Consider the following 14,943-nt stretch of genomic DNA (forward strand, 5'->3'; position numbering starts at 1 on the left):
AATACCGTGAAAAGGTGCTAAAACTTTAAAAGCGAAATCCCTGACACTATGGGTGAGGCAACCTCACCCATAGTGCATAATCGGTACGATAGTTGTATTTTTGTTTCAAGCGGTTAAGGATGAATTTTCTCACAAAACATATCGACGCCATTCGGAAATTATGCAGCAAGCATTACGTCAAACAACTGTATGCCTTTGGGTCTGTACTTACCCACAGATTCGATACGGATAGCGATGTGGCCCTTATCGTCGATTTTGATTCAGTAACGGTGGAAGACTACGCCGAACAACTACTACGACCTCAAGTTCTCCCTTGAGAATATTTTAAATCGTCCGGTTGACCTATTGGAATCCAAGGCAATCAAAAACCCCTTTTTCAAACAATCTATTGCTCAAAGTCAACAATTGGTCTATGGATGATGCTGTAAAAGCTTGGCTTTTTGATATTTCCAATGCCATCGAAGAGATTGATAGTTTTTTTGTCGGCATTCCTAAAGATTTTTATCAGTATCAACAGGATCTCAAAACCAAGCGGGCAGTAGAGCGGAAGTCCAGTATAACAAATTGCGCATCATCCTTCCGATATATAAGCCAATGCTCATTAATTCGGTGCTAAAATGCCTAAAAACCCAACATTCGGCAACCCTAAGCCGCAAAAACACTAAATCGTTAAATCATACTGACTATCAACCAGACAATCACAATACACTCGCGCCTGTTAGCGCACCTACTATTCGATTACCAACACTAAATCATCGGTATTTACCAACGTCCCGGCACCCAACACAATCTCCTTCACGGTACCCGCTACCGCTGCGGTGACGGTCGTTTCCATCTTCATGGCTTCGATGATGAAGAGCGGTTCATTCACCTTTATGGCGTCCCCTTCCCGCACAAACACCGTGGATAACAGCCCTTGCAACGGCGACCCCACCTGACGGGAATTGCTCAAGTCGGCCTTTTTATTCTCCTTACGCGTAGCGTTGGCCCCGGTGTCGTGTATTTCAAGGTTCCGTGTCTGTCCGTTCAATTTGAAGAAAACAATCCGTTTACCGTTGGCATCCGGCGGACCGATAGACACCAACTTCACTAGCAGTGTTTTACCACGGGCAATTTCTATAGTAGTCTCTTCCCCCGGCTCCATCCCGTACAGGAAATACTGTGTGGGAACGACAGATACATCCCCATACTTCCGGTAGGCTTGTAAATAATCTGTAAATACTTTTGGATAAAACTTGTAACTCAAATAATCGGTGAACGTAAGGTCCGCGCCAAATTCGTACTGAAAATCGTTAAAGTCTGCTTCTATATCCAATGGTGGGAGATGCATATTGGGCCGCTCGGTATACGCCCGCTGTCCCTTTAGTACCATCTGCTGCAATTTCGTGGGAAACCCTCCCTCCGGTTGGCCGATGTCACCTTTGAAAAACGAAACCACAGAATCCGGGAACGACAGGGATGCCCCCTTAGCCATCACGTCGTCGGCAGTGAGGTTATTGGCCGCCATATATTGAGCCATGTCGCCCACCACCTTTGAACTGGGCGTCACCTTCACGATGTCGCCAAACAACTCATTGGCTTCGCGGTAGCTCCGTTTGACATCGACTAAGCGATCGCCCAAGCCCAATGCCGAGGCTTGCTGACGCAGGTTGGAGTATTGCCCTCCGGGTATTTCATGCCGGAATACCTCGGCCGAGCCGGCCTTCATCCCCGATTCGAACGGTGCATAATAAGTGCGTATGGTCTCCCAATAATCACTATAGGCGTTCAGGCTATCCATATCAAACGTATTTTCTCGTTCGTGGAAGCGCATCATCTCGACCACTGCATTGAGGTTCGGCTGCGACGTGAGGCCCGATAGCGATCCCAAGGCACAATCCACCACGTCTACGCCCGCTTCGATTGCTTTGAGGTAGGTCGCCGTCTGCAAGGAAGACGTATCGTGCGTATGTAAGTGGATGGGGATCTTCACCGTATCCTTCAGCGCCGCAATCAGTTCCTGTGCAGCGTAGGGCTTCAATAAGCCAGACATATCCTTCAGTCCCAAGATGTGGGCGCCCGCATTTTCCAGGTCCTTCGCCTTGCGCTGGTAATAGTTCAGGTCGTATTTGGTGCGCGACGGGTCGAGGATATCGCCCGTGTAGCACAGCGTTCCCTCCGCAATGCCGTCGGTTCGTTTCCGTACCATGTCAATGCAGGGGGTGACATTTTCCATCCAGTTGAGCGAATCGAAAATCCGGAAGATGTCCACGCCGGTTTCCCAGCTTTTTTCCACGAATGCGTCGATTAGGTTATCCGGATAGGCCGCATACCCTACCCCATTGCATCCACGGATCAGCATCTGCAGCAAAACATTGGGCACGGCCTTCCGCAATTTCACCAGCCGCTGCCACGGATCTTCCATTTGGAAGCGCAGGCACACGTCAAACGTGGCACCGCCCCAAACCTCCATGCTGAATATCTGCGGGTGCGCTTTCGCAAAGCCTGCCGCTACTTTCAGCATGTCGTAGGTACGCATGCGGGTAGCCAGTAGCGACTGATGGGCATCGCGCAAGGTGGTATCGGTATAATGTATCCGCCTCTCCTTAGCCAGCCATTCGCAAAAACCCTCAGGCCCCAGTTCGGTGAGGCGGTCTTTGGTTCCTTTGGGATAGGCCGCATGCAGATCCACCGGAGGTACCCGCGGCACTTCCAATTGCGGCGGCCGCGATGCCCCTTTCACATCCGGGTTGCCATTTACTGAGATATCGCCCAGGAACTCGAGCAATTTGGTACCACGGTCTAGCCGCCCCGCAGGCTTGAACAGTTCGGGGTGGGCCGCGATGAAGCCTACGGTGGCCTCGCCGGCCAGGAAAACTGGGTGGGTCACGAGGTTTTCCAGAAACCCGATATTGTTTTTCACCCCCCGTATCCGAAATTCGCGGAGGGCACGGTCCATCCGTTTGGCTGCTTCGGCCAAGGTATTGCCATGGGTGCTTAGTTTAACCAACATGGAGTCAAAAAACGGGCTCACCTTCATCCCCGGATAGGCGCTTCCCTCGTCGAGTCGCACACCGAAACCGGCTGCATTACGGTACGTGATGATGGTCCCATAGTCGGGCTTGAAATCCGAGGCGGGGTCTTCCGTGGTAATCCGGCATTGGATAGCGTAGCCATTCAGCGGAATGGCTTGCTGATTGCCAAGTCCAACGCGCGGATCGCTGAGCTGGTCGCCAGAAGCGATATACAGCTGGGTTTTTATCAAATCGATTCCCGTCACCAATTCGGTTACGGTGTGCTCCACCTGGATGCGCGGGTTTACTTCGATGAAATAGACATCGCCATTAGCATCCACTAAAAACTCGACAGTCCCTACATTGTCGTAGCCCGCATGTTTTGCGATGTCCGTCGCATAGCCGTGTAGCTTACTTCGAGTCCCGTCGGCTAGGTTTGCCGCGGGGGCTACCTCCACCACTTTCTGGAACCGCCGCTGTACCGAGCAATCGCGTTCATAGAGATGGGCCACGTTGCCGTGGCGGTCTCCCACCACTTGCACTTCGATATGACGGGGATTTTCGATGTACCGTTCCAGGAATACGGTTCCATCGCCGAAGGCCTTGAATGCCTCATTTCGGGCACTACTGAATGCAGTTTCCAGATCCGCATCGCTCCGTACTACGCGCATGCCGCGGCCGCCGCCGCCAGCCGCGGCCTTCAGCATCAACGGGAAGCCGATTCGCCCGGCTTCAGCAAGTGCCTCCGTTATATCATCCAACCCTTTCCTGCTGCTTTCTATAATTGGCACGCCGGCTTGCTGGGCAACCGCCTTTGCTTTCACCTTATCGCCCAGCATGTCCATTACAGTTGGCGAGGGTCCAACGAATACAATGCCTTCTTCGGCACACCGTCGGGCAAATACCGCATTCTCGGAGAGAAACCCGTAGCCAGGGTGTATCGCGTCAGCACCGCTTTCTTTGGCTACATTGATAATGGCTTCAATATCGAGGTAAGGTTTTAACGGCTCTCGGTCATCACCCACTTGATATGCTTCATCCGACTTGTACCGGTGCAGCGAATACCGGTCTTCAAACGTATAGACGGCCACCGTACCGATGCCCAATTCATTACATGCTCGGCTGATTCGAATCGCAATCTCACCACGGTTTGCGATCAATACTTTTTTGATGTTCATAATGTTCCTTCCCTGTTTATGCCAGCTCACAAACCTGCCGTTGTTCACCCACTCCGCCCACCGCCGGGAGCCTCGAGTGGATCGACAGGTTCTCCCCCACGCGATTCAGTCCACACCCATTGAAAAAGTCGCGGTCCCAATCATGGAACCGATTGGAAATAGCCCTTCTTACGCCATACTCATCCAAAACACCCGGGCATTCTGCCTCGGGGCTACCGAAACGGATTAATCTCATAATGGTTGTAAAAATTTATACCGATATTAGAATGTTAATTATTCGACGCCCGAACCCTGATAACCAATCGCCCCATGACAAGCACCTCGCCCTAAATTACAACCACATACCCCTATTGGTAATCATGGAAAAATAACCATTTTGATAAGATTGCACACATCCCAAGCAGAGGTCCATAGCTACTGTTATTATGGTTCGTGGGTATCACTAAAAGTAGTTAACGCCTCTTTATCCCCGAGCTTCGTCAAGATTTTTTGCAGACCTTCCATCTCCTGTCGTAGCCCGATTTTAGCATCGCGTTCACGATCGTGATTCAAAATTCCTATCGGGCCTTCATAGCCGCTGTTCGCCACAATTTCAATCATCGATTCTTCCACATCGCCTTCACCGATACCATAAAATGATTCTGTGTCCCCAGCCTTTAAACCAGCCAAGTTCACAGCGTATAGGTAAGGGACGATTTTAGGGAAAAACTCAGCAAAACGAACATGGTGGAACCGGGCGTGGTGAAAATTGTAAACCAGCCCAATGTTTGGCAGATTGATATGTTTAAGCAACGCCAATTGATTCTCCGGTTCGCCATACCAACCTCCGTGGTTATACAAACCTACTTTACAACCTAAAGACGCAGCGCGTTCTGCCACATAACGAATAGGTATGGACATCTCCGCTATTTTTCGGGCCTGGCTTAACGAATCAAACCCTTCGCCCTCGTCGATATATAACCAAATTTCGGTTTCCACTTCATTACGTTCCAGAAAATCGAAAATGGCCTGAACAAATGTATCTTTCTGGGGTTCTTTGCCTGTCATCATCCAAAACGCTTGCAGCCGAATACCGTGATGAGTCAATGCTTTCCATTCCTCGTCAAACGTCGGCACATGTTGTGCACGCCAGTCATACGCCAGCATCTTAATACCAAGCTCATTAAGCATTTCAGCTCGCTCCCACGGGCCACGGAGTTCTGCATCATAAGGCACGATACACCACGCCAATAAGTTATCTTTGGCAAAAACCGACGGCTTCTTCTCGGGTTCGCACGAAATAAAAAGCATCGCGAGGGATGCGAAAATGAGGAGTTGACAAATAGGCAACCCCATTTTTGTAGGTAACTTCGTCATAGTCTATTGAATTAAATTATCAGGTAGTGCAAATGCAATGTATTCATCTCCCGTTGGTGTACCCAATTTCCCTCCGCCCGTTGCGGGAATAATCACATACTGTCTTCCATTTGCCATGTATGTACTGGGCACTGCAAAACCTCCAAAAGGCAGTTGTACTTCCCAAAGTATTTTGCCTGAATCCTGATCGAAAGCACGAAAGCGCTCGTCACGTGTTGCACCGACAAATACCAATCCCCCTGCCGTGGCGATGCTACCGCCGAAATTCTCCGTACCGGTAATATCTATGCCCCTTGCGGTTAACTCAGGGTATTCGCCGAGCGGCACTTTCCACTTTATCTTGCCCGTCGTTAAATCAATCGCGTTTAATGTCCCCCAAGGCGGCGCCGTAGCCGGATACCCCTGATCATCGAGAAACTTGATGTAATTGATGGCGCGATAATACGGACTTCGAACGGCGGCATCCGCTTCGAACGACGCCTTTTCATCTAGCAGGTAAGCGGCAATCTGCTGTACTTCATCTTCTGGGATATGTGAAAAAGGAGGCATCGCACCTTTACCTGTTTTGATGATGTTTACCACTTGATGCGGGGTGTATTTATCATGCAATCCACTTAGTGAGGGCACACCTCCCCTACCTTTCCGGTCTGCACCGTGACAGGACACACAGTTACTCTTCAAAAACAGTGCCCGCCCGGGATGTTCTTGGATTGATTCGTTGTCTTTCTCCTCGTAAATATTTCGCATGGTTATGTGCCAAGCCACGTCGTTCGAGTTTACAAACAACGTGTTTGACACGGGATTATAAGATCCACCTCCCCATTCCGCTCCACCATGGATTCCGTAATAGATAATTCCTTTCGTAGACGGCGGAACAAACCATCCGGCATCCGCACTGTCGAATATTTTAGTTGCGTATGCATTTGCTTCAGAAGTAAGCTGCGTCAGGTCCTCGTGCGTGACAACCTGCTTTGCAAAGGGCTCCGGCCAACTGATATAAGGTTGGGTAGGCCAGGCCACCTCCGCATACAGCGGGCTTTCCGGTACGGCGCGCTCCTCTACTTCGGATAGTACCTCCCCAGTTACTCGATTAAAAAGCAATACATGCCCTGTCTTCGTTAACTGGGCTACACCAGGCACCTTCTTTCCATGATAGTCAAGCTCAGTAAGTATGGGGGCACAAGGCAAATCCAAGTCCCATAGATCATGGTGGATTGCTTGGAAGTGCCACTCCAGGTGTCCGTTGGCTGCATCCAATGCGACGATGCAGTTCCCAAATAAGTGCTCCCCCTCATTGTCAGGCCGATAAAAATCATCTTTAGGCTGCCCCGTAGCAAAATAAACCATACCCAGTTGGCTGTCCACACTCAACCCACCCCAAACGTTAACTCCAGCACCTGTTTTCCAGAAATTGGGGTCACCCCAGGTTTCATAACCGTATTCTCCTGGTTGTGGAATCGTATGGAATATCCATTTACGCTCCCCCGTATGCACATTGAAAGCACTCACGTTGGCCGGTCCGCTCCATGTCATGGCACCCACAATGACCAGATCATCGAAAATAACCGGCGCGGCCGGCGCGGTGATGCCCATTTGGTCGGCCGGTTTAACCAGTCCCTGATTTAGGTTGATTCTTCCGCGATCGCCGAACCCCTCCACGGATTCTCCGGTATGGGCATCCACGGCGTTGAGGTACCCGCCGCTGGTAAAGAAAATCCGGGCGTTGCTTCCAGACGCCCAATAAGCGATTCCCCTATTCACGCCACCAAATTGCTCGTCATCACGGGCGGGATTAAAACGCCATCGTTCGTGCCCGTTCGCTCCATCCACCGCTACGAGTTCCTGAGCAGGAGTGGTTAAAAAAACGGTACCAGCCACGATTAATGGATTCATTTGTATATTTCCTGCCTTATTGCCAGACCGGTATATCCACGCAACCGCTAGATGTGAGACATTCGCTTTATTAATCTGCGCGAGTTGTGAGTATTTCTGTTGCCCCTCGCTGCCGCCGGTATGGGCCCAGTCTTGTTGAGCATAGTCTGTTTGTACGGAGCCGCATGCCGACACGAAACAGGAAAACACCGCCACCTTCAGCAAATTTCTTACGACCGCCATCGCTATAAATTGTAGAAAACTTGACAATTTCCGCCCCATAGCTTTCGTTTTTCTCCATCGGTCAATCCACGTGTACTTTCTTCGACGATCTCGCATACTTCATCATAGGATGCTCCCAAAAGGCAAACGGGCCAGTCACTACCAAAAATCAATCGGTCGACACCAAATAATTCCAACACTTCCATGATGTAAATCTCAAAGTCTTTCACTTGCCACTTCAACCAATCGGCTTCGGTAACAAGCCCTGCTAGTTTGCAGCTTACGTTCTCAAAGCTTGCGAGGACAGCTAAGTCCTTTTTCCATTCGGTGAATTTCCGATCTTTTATAAACGGTTTCGCCAAGTGATCGACAACGAATTTTTGATCAGGAAAGCGCTTCACGAATGCCGCCGCATAAGGAAGGTGTTTTGGATAGATGAGTATATCGTATGTATACCCAAACTTATTCAGCATCGAGATGCCCCGGCAGAAATCGTCCCGTAAGAGAAAATCTACTTGAGGTTCTGATTGCACGATATGCCGAAACCCTTTAACGCGCCTGAATTGCGAGAAATATGCGAGTCGCTCTTCGATGTCGGCACGGCACAAATCGACCCAACCCACTACGCCTTTTATGAAGTCGAACTCATCCGCAAGCTCCAATAAATAGTGGGTCTCCAGCTCGCTCTGGTCGGCCTGTACTGCAATGCATCCTTCAATTTGGTTCTGCTGCATAAGCGGCCATACGTCGGGCGGAAAGTAATCGTTCTTGATTTTGGCACGGGCGTCGTCGATCCATGCATCCTTAATCGGGTCGTATCTCCAAAAGTGTTGGTGGCTGTCAATTCGCATTATTGTATTCGCTAACTTGGTAAACAAGAAGGGCCAATCGGTTCGAAAGATTTATACCCTAGCACAAATTCCTGGTGGCCGAGTGCCTCCGAGCAAGTCGGTATCCCACCCACCGTGTTGATTAATTTATTTAAAATCTCCGAAGCTAACTCATCAACCGTTACGCCCGCTGTCAGTATCTTACCGGCATTTATATCCATGTCTTCTTGCATTCTTCGATAGGTATCTGCATTCGCACAGATTTTTATCACGGGTGCAATAGCCGAGCCCACAACCGACCCTCTTCCTGTAGTAAAAAATATGCAATGTGCGCCTGAAGCAATTAGTTCAGCAATTTCCGAGCTATCGTTTGGGTTGGGGAAGCCAAATCGGGGCTCGCCGTCGGGCACAATATCCATCAAATACAGTCCCGCCACCGGCGGCCGGTCGCCAGGCTTGATTAATCCGGAGATCGGAGCGGTGCCACTTTTCACGTAAGCCCCCATCGACTTCTCTTCGATGGTACTCAAGCCGCCTTCGGCGTTACCGGGTGCGAAGCTTCCGTGCCCCATTACTGTATAATATCGCATCGCTTTTTCCACCGCCCGTTTCAGCTCGATCTGCAGCGCCGGCGTTACTCCTCGCCGGCTCATGGTTGCTTCCAAGCCCACCATCTCTCCTGTGTTTTCAAAAATTGCGGTACTTCCTAGGCGAATCAGCGCGTCATAGGTCTTTCCTACAGCCGGGTTGGCCGTGACACCGCTCGTGGCATCACTCCCACCCGATACGGTACCCACGATTAAATCGGCAAACCCCATGGTTACCCGCGGTACATGTCGGACGGCCTCCAACAAGGAGGCCACATATGCACGGCCCGTTTCAATGGCCGCGCGCGTTCCACCAATGTCTTGAATAACCACCTGTTCAACCGGACGCCCGCTTTCACGAATGGTATCAAATAACCGCTGGCGGTTAAAACTTTCGCACCCCAGCGACACGAGCAACACGCCGCCTACGTTGGTATGGGTGCAAAGCATTCGCATCATCCGGTCGGCATAGGCGTTCGGATAGCATCCGCCGAATCCAATTACATGTATGGCCTCATCCCGGTACGGAAGCGTAATTTCGCGAGCTACGTGGTGCGCACATTCAACGAGATACACAACCACCACCACATTCCGTATTCCTTTCGTCCCGTCGGGCCGCAAATACCCCTGCCACGTACTATTTTTCTGTAAATTCATGAGTATGGGTGTAAGTAACCAAGTAATTGCTTTCTATGTTATGGAGGTGCACATGCTCGCCCACACGAATATCTGCTGTAGCCGAACCAATGGGCACGCCAAATTTGATAATTTGTTCCCCTTTGGCGATGGGGCGGATTGCAATTTTGTGACCGAATCCCAGCGCATGTGCAAACGTCACCGGATGCCCGTCAATCACGATTACGTCCAGCTGTTCGATGGGTTCACGAACAATTGCTACAGAATCCAGCGGATGTAAGTGCATTAGTTTTTCCATAATTGCATAAATGGTTTTTGCCATTATCCACCGGCTAGGTGGTTGCCAATGCCAATAACGATGACCGATACGATGAGCATGGCTATGCCGAACCATAGGTACGCCATGGTCTTTTTGTCGACCAGCTTCCACTCTTTCAGCCGCAGCCCCCATAGATTGCTAAAAATGATGATGGTGGCCATATGTAAGCTCCAACTCGCAAAGTCATAATCGCCCATTTTGGTCGCACCCATCCCATAGAAGAAATATTGGCCATACCACATCACTCCGCTCAGAATCGCCAAAAGGTAATTTCGATACCTAACCGACGCAGGGGTCAAACCAAAATCACCGAAAGAGCGGTTTTTATAGCTTAATACCATGGAATAGATGAAGTTGGTGGTAAACCCGCCGGCCAGAGCGAGGACAAATATCGGGATATTAACAAATACTGCAGCTGTACCGGTGTTTGCCGCTTCCGCTGCGATGGGGGCTCCTGCGTTGATGGCCAGTGCCATAAACGAACTCATGATCCCACCAAGAACTGCCATGGAAATGCCTTTAACAGCAGAAAATTCTTTTACCGACTGCTCCTTTTCAGCCCCGGTTAGCCGCCTATCTTTCAAAACACCGGCATAGCCACAAAGCGCAATACCTGCGATGGTCAATATAAACCCGATTAAAATGACCAATCCCGGCCCCGTGGTAACCAGTATGCCCAGCTTATCCGTCAGATAGGCCGGCACCAACGTGCCGAATATCGCACACACACCCAACGAGATCGATTGCCCCAGCGAGAGCCCAAGGTACCGCAGCCCCAGACCGGCCATTAGTCCGCCGAATCCCCAAAGCACCCCAAAGATATACGTCCACAGCTTGCTGCTAAAAGAGCTGCTGCTTAGAATCCCAAACAGATCCGACGAGACGAGCCACCCACCGATGGTGGGCATAACCATCCAGGCTACAAACCCTAACGTAATCCAATATGTACTCCAAGCCCACTTTTTCACCTGGTTGTACGGCACATAAAAGCTCGCCGAGGAAAAGCCGCCAATCGAATGCAAAATGATACCCAGTAGCTGTCCCATACCTACACCATGTGAAATACTTCCGCCAATATGTCTTCACGCCCTTTCTCGCTATCGGGCGAGTCGCAGACCAGTATTTCTGCCATATGCTTCCACCATCGCTTACACACATCATTATTGCCCATTTGTTGATACCGATCTTCATCTTCGATCTCGAGGTAGCCAAATAGATAATTGGTTTCTTCATGAAGGAAAATGGAGAAATTATGCACGCCATGGTCTTTCATCACTTGCTGCAACTCGGGCCAAATTGGATTGTGTCTTCTCTCATACTCGGCAGCCTTTCCTGGCCTGGCCCGGATCAAAAACGATTTTCTTATCATATCAAACAGTTTATCTTGTTAATCGGTTACGGCAGATTGTGCCTTATACACACGCGCCAAGTCTCCAGCAGTAAGAAAGCGCGCTCCGCCCTTTAACAGTAAGTGACATAAGTCATCAAACTCCTTCAACGCCTTTTCGCCGCAGTTCTCCACAATAAATGGAAGCGGCGTTACGCTGCATTCGCCGAAGTCGATGGCACCTTGGGGCATATCGTAAAACTCCCAGGGATGGAAATAAAAACACAAAACCGGCCGCTCGCCTTGATTTCTGATATAGGAAATAAAGCCCTCGGCTTTTTCCATCAACGCGTGTGCAGACTTGGTGCGAAATAGCGGCCACTGATCCCGGTCGCGCTGATAAGGGTCGTTGCTCTCCATCGTCAGGTCGCAAAAGTTCGGGATTTCCACGAGCTGCATATTTCCCGGCTTCGTCCAGTCTTCAGCCGAAGGATGGTACGGCCCGATAGGCGATTGATAGAAATACAATGGGAACGAGGCGTCTGAGGTATAACCGAGGTCTTCTAACACGTTCACAACACGCGTACTCCCCCACAATCGAGGGCATCGAAAACTCGTCGGCCGCTCCCCGCTCACTTCTTCGACAATACGGGTAGCCTCCGTCAACCGCCCCTCCACTTCCGCCGGTAGTATAGGCCAGTTATTGGGCAACGGAAATATGGGATCCCCTAGCGTTTCATGCAGTAATCCATGGCACCCCGTCTCATGACCTCGCGCAGCTACGTTGCGAACGATCTCGGGATTGTGCTCCGCCGCGTGACCGGTCCAATAAAACGTCGCTGGGATACGGTGTTTTGTTAAAATGTCCAACAAAGGAGCCGTTCCTTTTTGAACCCCTTCGTAAAACGGCGTAAATGACCCGATATCGGTCTCCATGTCGAATCCAAACACCACATCAAACCCATCCGATGCGTGTGGTTGATATTTTATCCTACTTTCCATAAACATTTATATATCTTTGCATTAAGAGATCACTTCAAATTAAATTACCGATAAATAATACACTTAGGAGGAGAACTGAAAAGTGAAAATCACAATATCTCGCTTTTTGATTGTATATTTGTCCGGCATATAATTGGAAAATGTTAATATGTCTTATTTATTTACAAATATAATTATTGCTCCTTATAATCCAAACAAAGCAGATTGAAAAGCCGTTTTTCGACTTAAAAATAATAAGTAATACATAATAGCAAACAAATTGAATACATTATCAAAACTCAAGCCCATTGAGAATCTTTCTCAAGTCGATAAAATCGAAATCACGTTACAGGAATATTTTCGAAACGAGAACTTTATGCCCGGCGATTCTATTCCCAAAGAAGTTGAACTCGCCGATGCCATGGGGGTAAGCCGAACGGCAATACGCGAAGCGCTCACGCGTTTCAAGCTTCTCGGAATTATTGAATCCAAGAAAAACAGAGGAATGATCATCACCCAACCCGACATTTTGGGTAATATGCAGCGGGTATTGAACTCACGTCTGTTAGATAGCGAGACCATGAACGAAATATTTGAAATGCGCTTGGTACTCGAAATGGGCATCTGTGAACTATTATTCCTTAAGAAAAACCCCGGCAATCTTGATGTCCTAGAGCAAATTGTTCTAACCGAAGAAAAATCAACCAGCAAACAAGAAAAGCTGAAATGTGACGTGGATTTTCACTCCACACTTTACAAGATATCAGGAAACAAAACCATCCAACGGTTTCAGCGGATGTTACTTCCCATTTTTGATTATGTGGATAACCGTCTCCAGGTTTCCAAGCAACAAGAGAATGCAAGCTTCGTTTCCCATCGCGTACTCCTAAACACGTTAAGGGATGGAGATGTGCATGATTTCAGAAATAAAATGCACCATCACTTGATGAGTTACTTTGAAAAAATCAAAATGATGAACACCTGACAGTTGACTTTACTTTTGATTGTCTCGCACTTCGTTCCTATCAAATTTAAAGGAGTAGAGGTCGGCATCTGCTAAAATAAAGCGAACCTGTACGACTTTACCAATCAACGGTGTAAGATCGGCGCTCCCCCGCCAACGGGCGATTCGGCAAATGGTATCGCCGAAAATAGGATCACTATCTGCTTGGCTGTATCCCGGGATCGGGTTGCCGTCTTCATCCAACAGCTCAACAAGGATTCCACCAGCGGCGGCGCTCGAGTAATTCAGTTGCAACTCGTCCCCGCCAAAGACCATGGGCTTGGTTAGCAATTCCCCTCCAGACAGCGGCGCATTAATGGATACAAAGCCGTCCAAGCGAAGTGTGTATCTTCTCAACGAGGTGCTATGACCTGTCCAGTTTCCCTCCACTGCGTAAAAAGATAATTCATTAAGTTCGTTGTATAGGGCAGACGTTGTTTCTACCATCGTCCAACCAATGAACTGATGACCGTAGTTCCACGTACCGGGTCGCTCAATCCCCGGCGGCAAAAACGCCTCATTCCACCGGTTGAACGTGACGCCATCGCGACTGGTCATAAACAACCCTTCTGTCAGCGCCGTACCGAAACGCTCAACAGACGATGACCGTAACCGACGATGGTCGAGCTCCGGCAATGCCTCCATAGCAACTGACCATGGACGTTCAATGTACCGAATAGGAAATCCAACAATTACATCCGGTGCACGGTAGTAAGATTTAATCACGTTGTTATAAAGATGCTCTTCCGGAGAGTTCACATAGCGCAGGTCGTGGTAATTATCCCAGTTTACAAAGTCGGGTGATGTAGCGGTCCGTATCGACCGAATTTTGTCTTCACCTGCCATATAGCGCCAATATGCCCGATAAAGCTGACTTCCGGCATCCCAAAAACCAACGTTTTGCGAATCAAAGGAGCCGCCACTGAATACGGGCGACTTACTCATTGGAAACCAATGAATAGCGTCGGCCGATTTAAATACCATCGCCCCTCGCGGCACCCCCCCAATCTCCGTATAGGAGGCAATCACCGCCTTATACTTTGCATCAGCCGTTGCATCCGGATTCTCGTCGATAAAAACTGCTGCCGAACTGGCCGCAACCCGAACCCCTGAGGTCTCATCCTCCGTAAGAACGATGTTATTGTTCTTAGAACCTTCAAACTCAAAAAGACCTAAATGGGGCTTTCGCCAGTGTATGCCATCGTCACTTTCGGCGTAGCAAAGAAAAAAACCGTGTTCATCATCAATCACCTTCCCTTCTTGTACATTATAGTGTACCGATGCATAATACATCCGGTACATGTTACCATCCTTAAAAATACTATGATTATTGCAGTAACTACCTTCCCATGGCTCGTCGTGCTCAATCACTATTTCTTGAGGAACCGGCCGATGCAGCCGTCTTTCCGCACCACCGGACAACCGTTCAACCAGGTAGTCGTCGACCAATAATTGCCGCTTGGTATCGACATCAATTACATTGACAGATGTATCCCGATGCAACAATCCATCCTTAGGGAACGAGGCACCTGCCCAAGCGACACTAAAAACCACCGAAAAACAAACAATTAATTGGGTTATTTTCTTTTTACGCATCATTTCCGATCGATTTTATTTTATTTCTAACGATTTTCGCCCA

General features: G+C 49.2%; 13 protein-coding genes. 2 read left to right on the forward strand and 11 right to left on the reverse strand.

From position 1 onward, the window contains the following. The first annotated feature begins 119 nt into the window (after positions 1-119). The gene (locus tag NGM62_RS15685) at positions 120-317 is read left to right on the forward strand and encodes a nucleotidyltransferase domain-containing protein (protein ID WP_262249205.1); all 198 of its coding nucleotides are present in this window, start codon (positions 120-122) and stop codon (positions 315-317) included. Positions 318-730: 413 nt separating this feature from the next. On the opposite strand, the gene NGM62_RS15690 is transcribed toward NGM62_RS15685, so the two are convergent. The 10 genes from NGM62_RS15690 to NGM62_RS15735 form a co-directional block, all read right to left on the reverse strand. Continuing rightward, entirely contained in the window at positions 731-4,171 is a 3,441-nt protein-coding gene (locus NGM62_RS15690) for a pyruvate carboxylase (RefSeq protein ID WP_262249206.1), read from the reverse strand. Positions 4,172-4,187: 16 nt separating this feature from the next. Beyond that, on the reverse strand, positions 4,188-4,406 hold the full coding sequence (locus NGM62_RS15695; RefSeq protein WP_262249207.1) for a hypothetical protein: 219 nt from the start codon (positions 4,404-4,406) through the stop codon (positions 4,188-4,190). A 188-nt stretch (positions 4,407-4,594) separates the two neighbouring features. Further along, positions 4,595-5,527, reverse strand: a complete 933-nt coding sequence (locus tag NGM62_RS15700) for a sugar phosphate isomerase/epimerase family protein (protein WP_262249208.1) — start codon at positions 5,525-5,527, stop codon at positions 4,595-4,597. A 3-nt stretch (positions 5,528-5,530) separates the two neighbouring features. Then, positions 5,531-7,642 (reverse strand): outer membrane protein assembly factor BamB family protein, encoded by a 2,112-nt coding sequence (locus NGM62_RS15705; RefSeq protein WP_262249209.1) that lies wholly within the window; start codon positions 7,640-7,642, stop codon positions 5,531-5,533. A 2-nt stretch (positions 7,643-7,644) separates the two neighbouring features. Continuing rightward, entirely contained in the window at positions 7,645-8,472 is an 828-nt protein-coding gene (locus tag NGM62_RS15710) for an amidohydrolase family protein (protein WP_262249210.1), read from the reverse strand. Positions 8,473-8,483: 11 nt separating this feature from the next. After that, complete coding sequence (locus tag NGM62_RS15715; RefSeq protein WP_262249211.1) at positions 8,484-9,695, reverse strand: UxaA family hydrolase; 1,212 nt, start codon at positions 9,693-9,695, stop codon at positions 8,484-8,486. Beyond that, a complete protein-coding gene (locus NGM62_RS15720; protein WP_262249212.1) occupies positions 9,676-9,996 on the reverse strand; it encodes a UxaA family hydrolase in 321 nt (106 codons plus the stop codon). The genes NGM62_RS15715 and NGM62_RS15720 overlap by 20 nt, the downstream gene beginning before the upstream one ends. Then, the gene (locus NGM62_RS15725) at positions 9,996-11,039 is read right to left on the reverse strand and encodes an L-rhamnose/proton symporter RhaT (protein WP_262249213.1); all 1,044 of its coding nucleotides are present in this window, start codon (positions 11,037-11,039) and stop codon (positions 9,996-9,998) included. The genes NGM62_RS15720 and NGM62_RS15725 overlap by 1 nt, the downstream gene beginning before the upstream one ends. A gap of 2 nt (positions 11,040-11,041) precedes the next feature. After that, on the reverse strand, positions 11,042-11,362 hold the full coding sequence (rhaM, locus tag NGM62_RS15730; RefSeq protein ID WP_262249214.1) for an L-rhamnose mutarotase: 321 nt from the start codon (positions 11,360-11,362) through the stop codon (positions 11,042-11,044). 18 nt (positions 11,363-11,380) lie between these two features. Next, positions 11,381-12,322, reverse strand: a complete 942-nt coding sequence (locus NGM62_RS15735; RefSeq protein WP_262249215.1) for a polysaccharide deacetylase family protein — start codon at positions 12,320-12,322, stop codon at positions 11,381-11,383. Positions 12,323-12,581: 259 nt separating this feature from the next. Between NGM62_RS15735 and NGM62_RS15740 the strand changes: the two genes are divergently transcribed. Then, positions 12,582-13,286, forward strand: coding sequence for a FadR/GntR family transcriptional regulator (locus tag NGM62_RS15740; RefSeq protein WP_262249216.1), 705 nt, complete (start codon positions 12,582-12,584; stop codon positions 13,284-13,286). 9 nt (positions 13,287-13,295) lie between these two features. On the opposite strand, the gene NGM62_RS15745 is transcribed toward NGM62_RS15740, so the two are convergent. After that, positions 13,296-14,903 (reverse strand): hypothetical protein, encoded by a 1,608-nt coding sequence (locus NGM62_RS15745; RefSeq protein ID WP_262249217.1) that lies wholly within the window; start codon positions 14,901-14,903, stop codon positions 13,296-13,298. Between the last annotated feature and the right edge of the window lie 40 nt (positions 14,904-14,943).

The sequence above is a fragment of the Parapedobacter soli genome, assembly GCF_025460835.1.
Lineage (GTDB): Bacteria > Bacteroidota > Bacteroidia > Sphingobacteriales > Sphingobacteriaceae > Parapedobacter > Parapedobacter soli.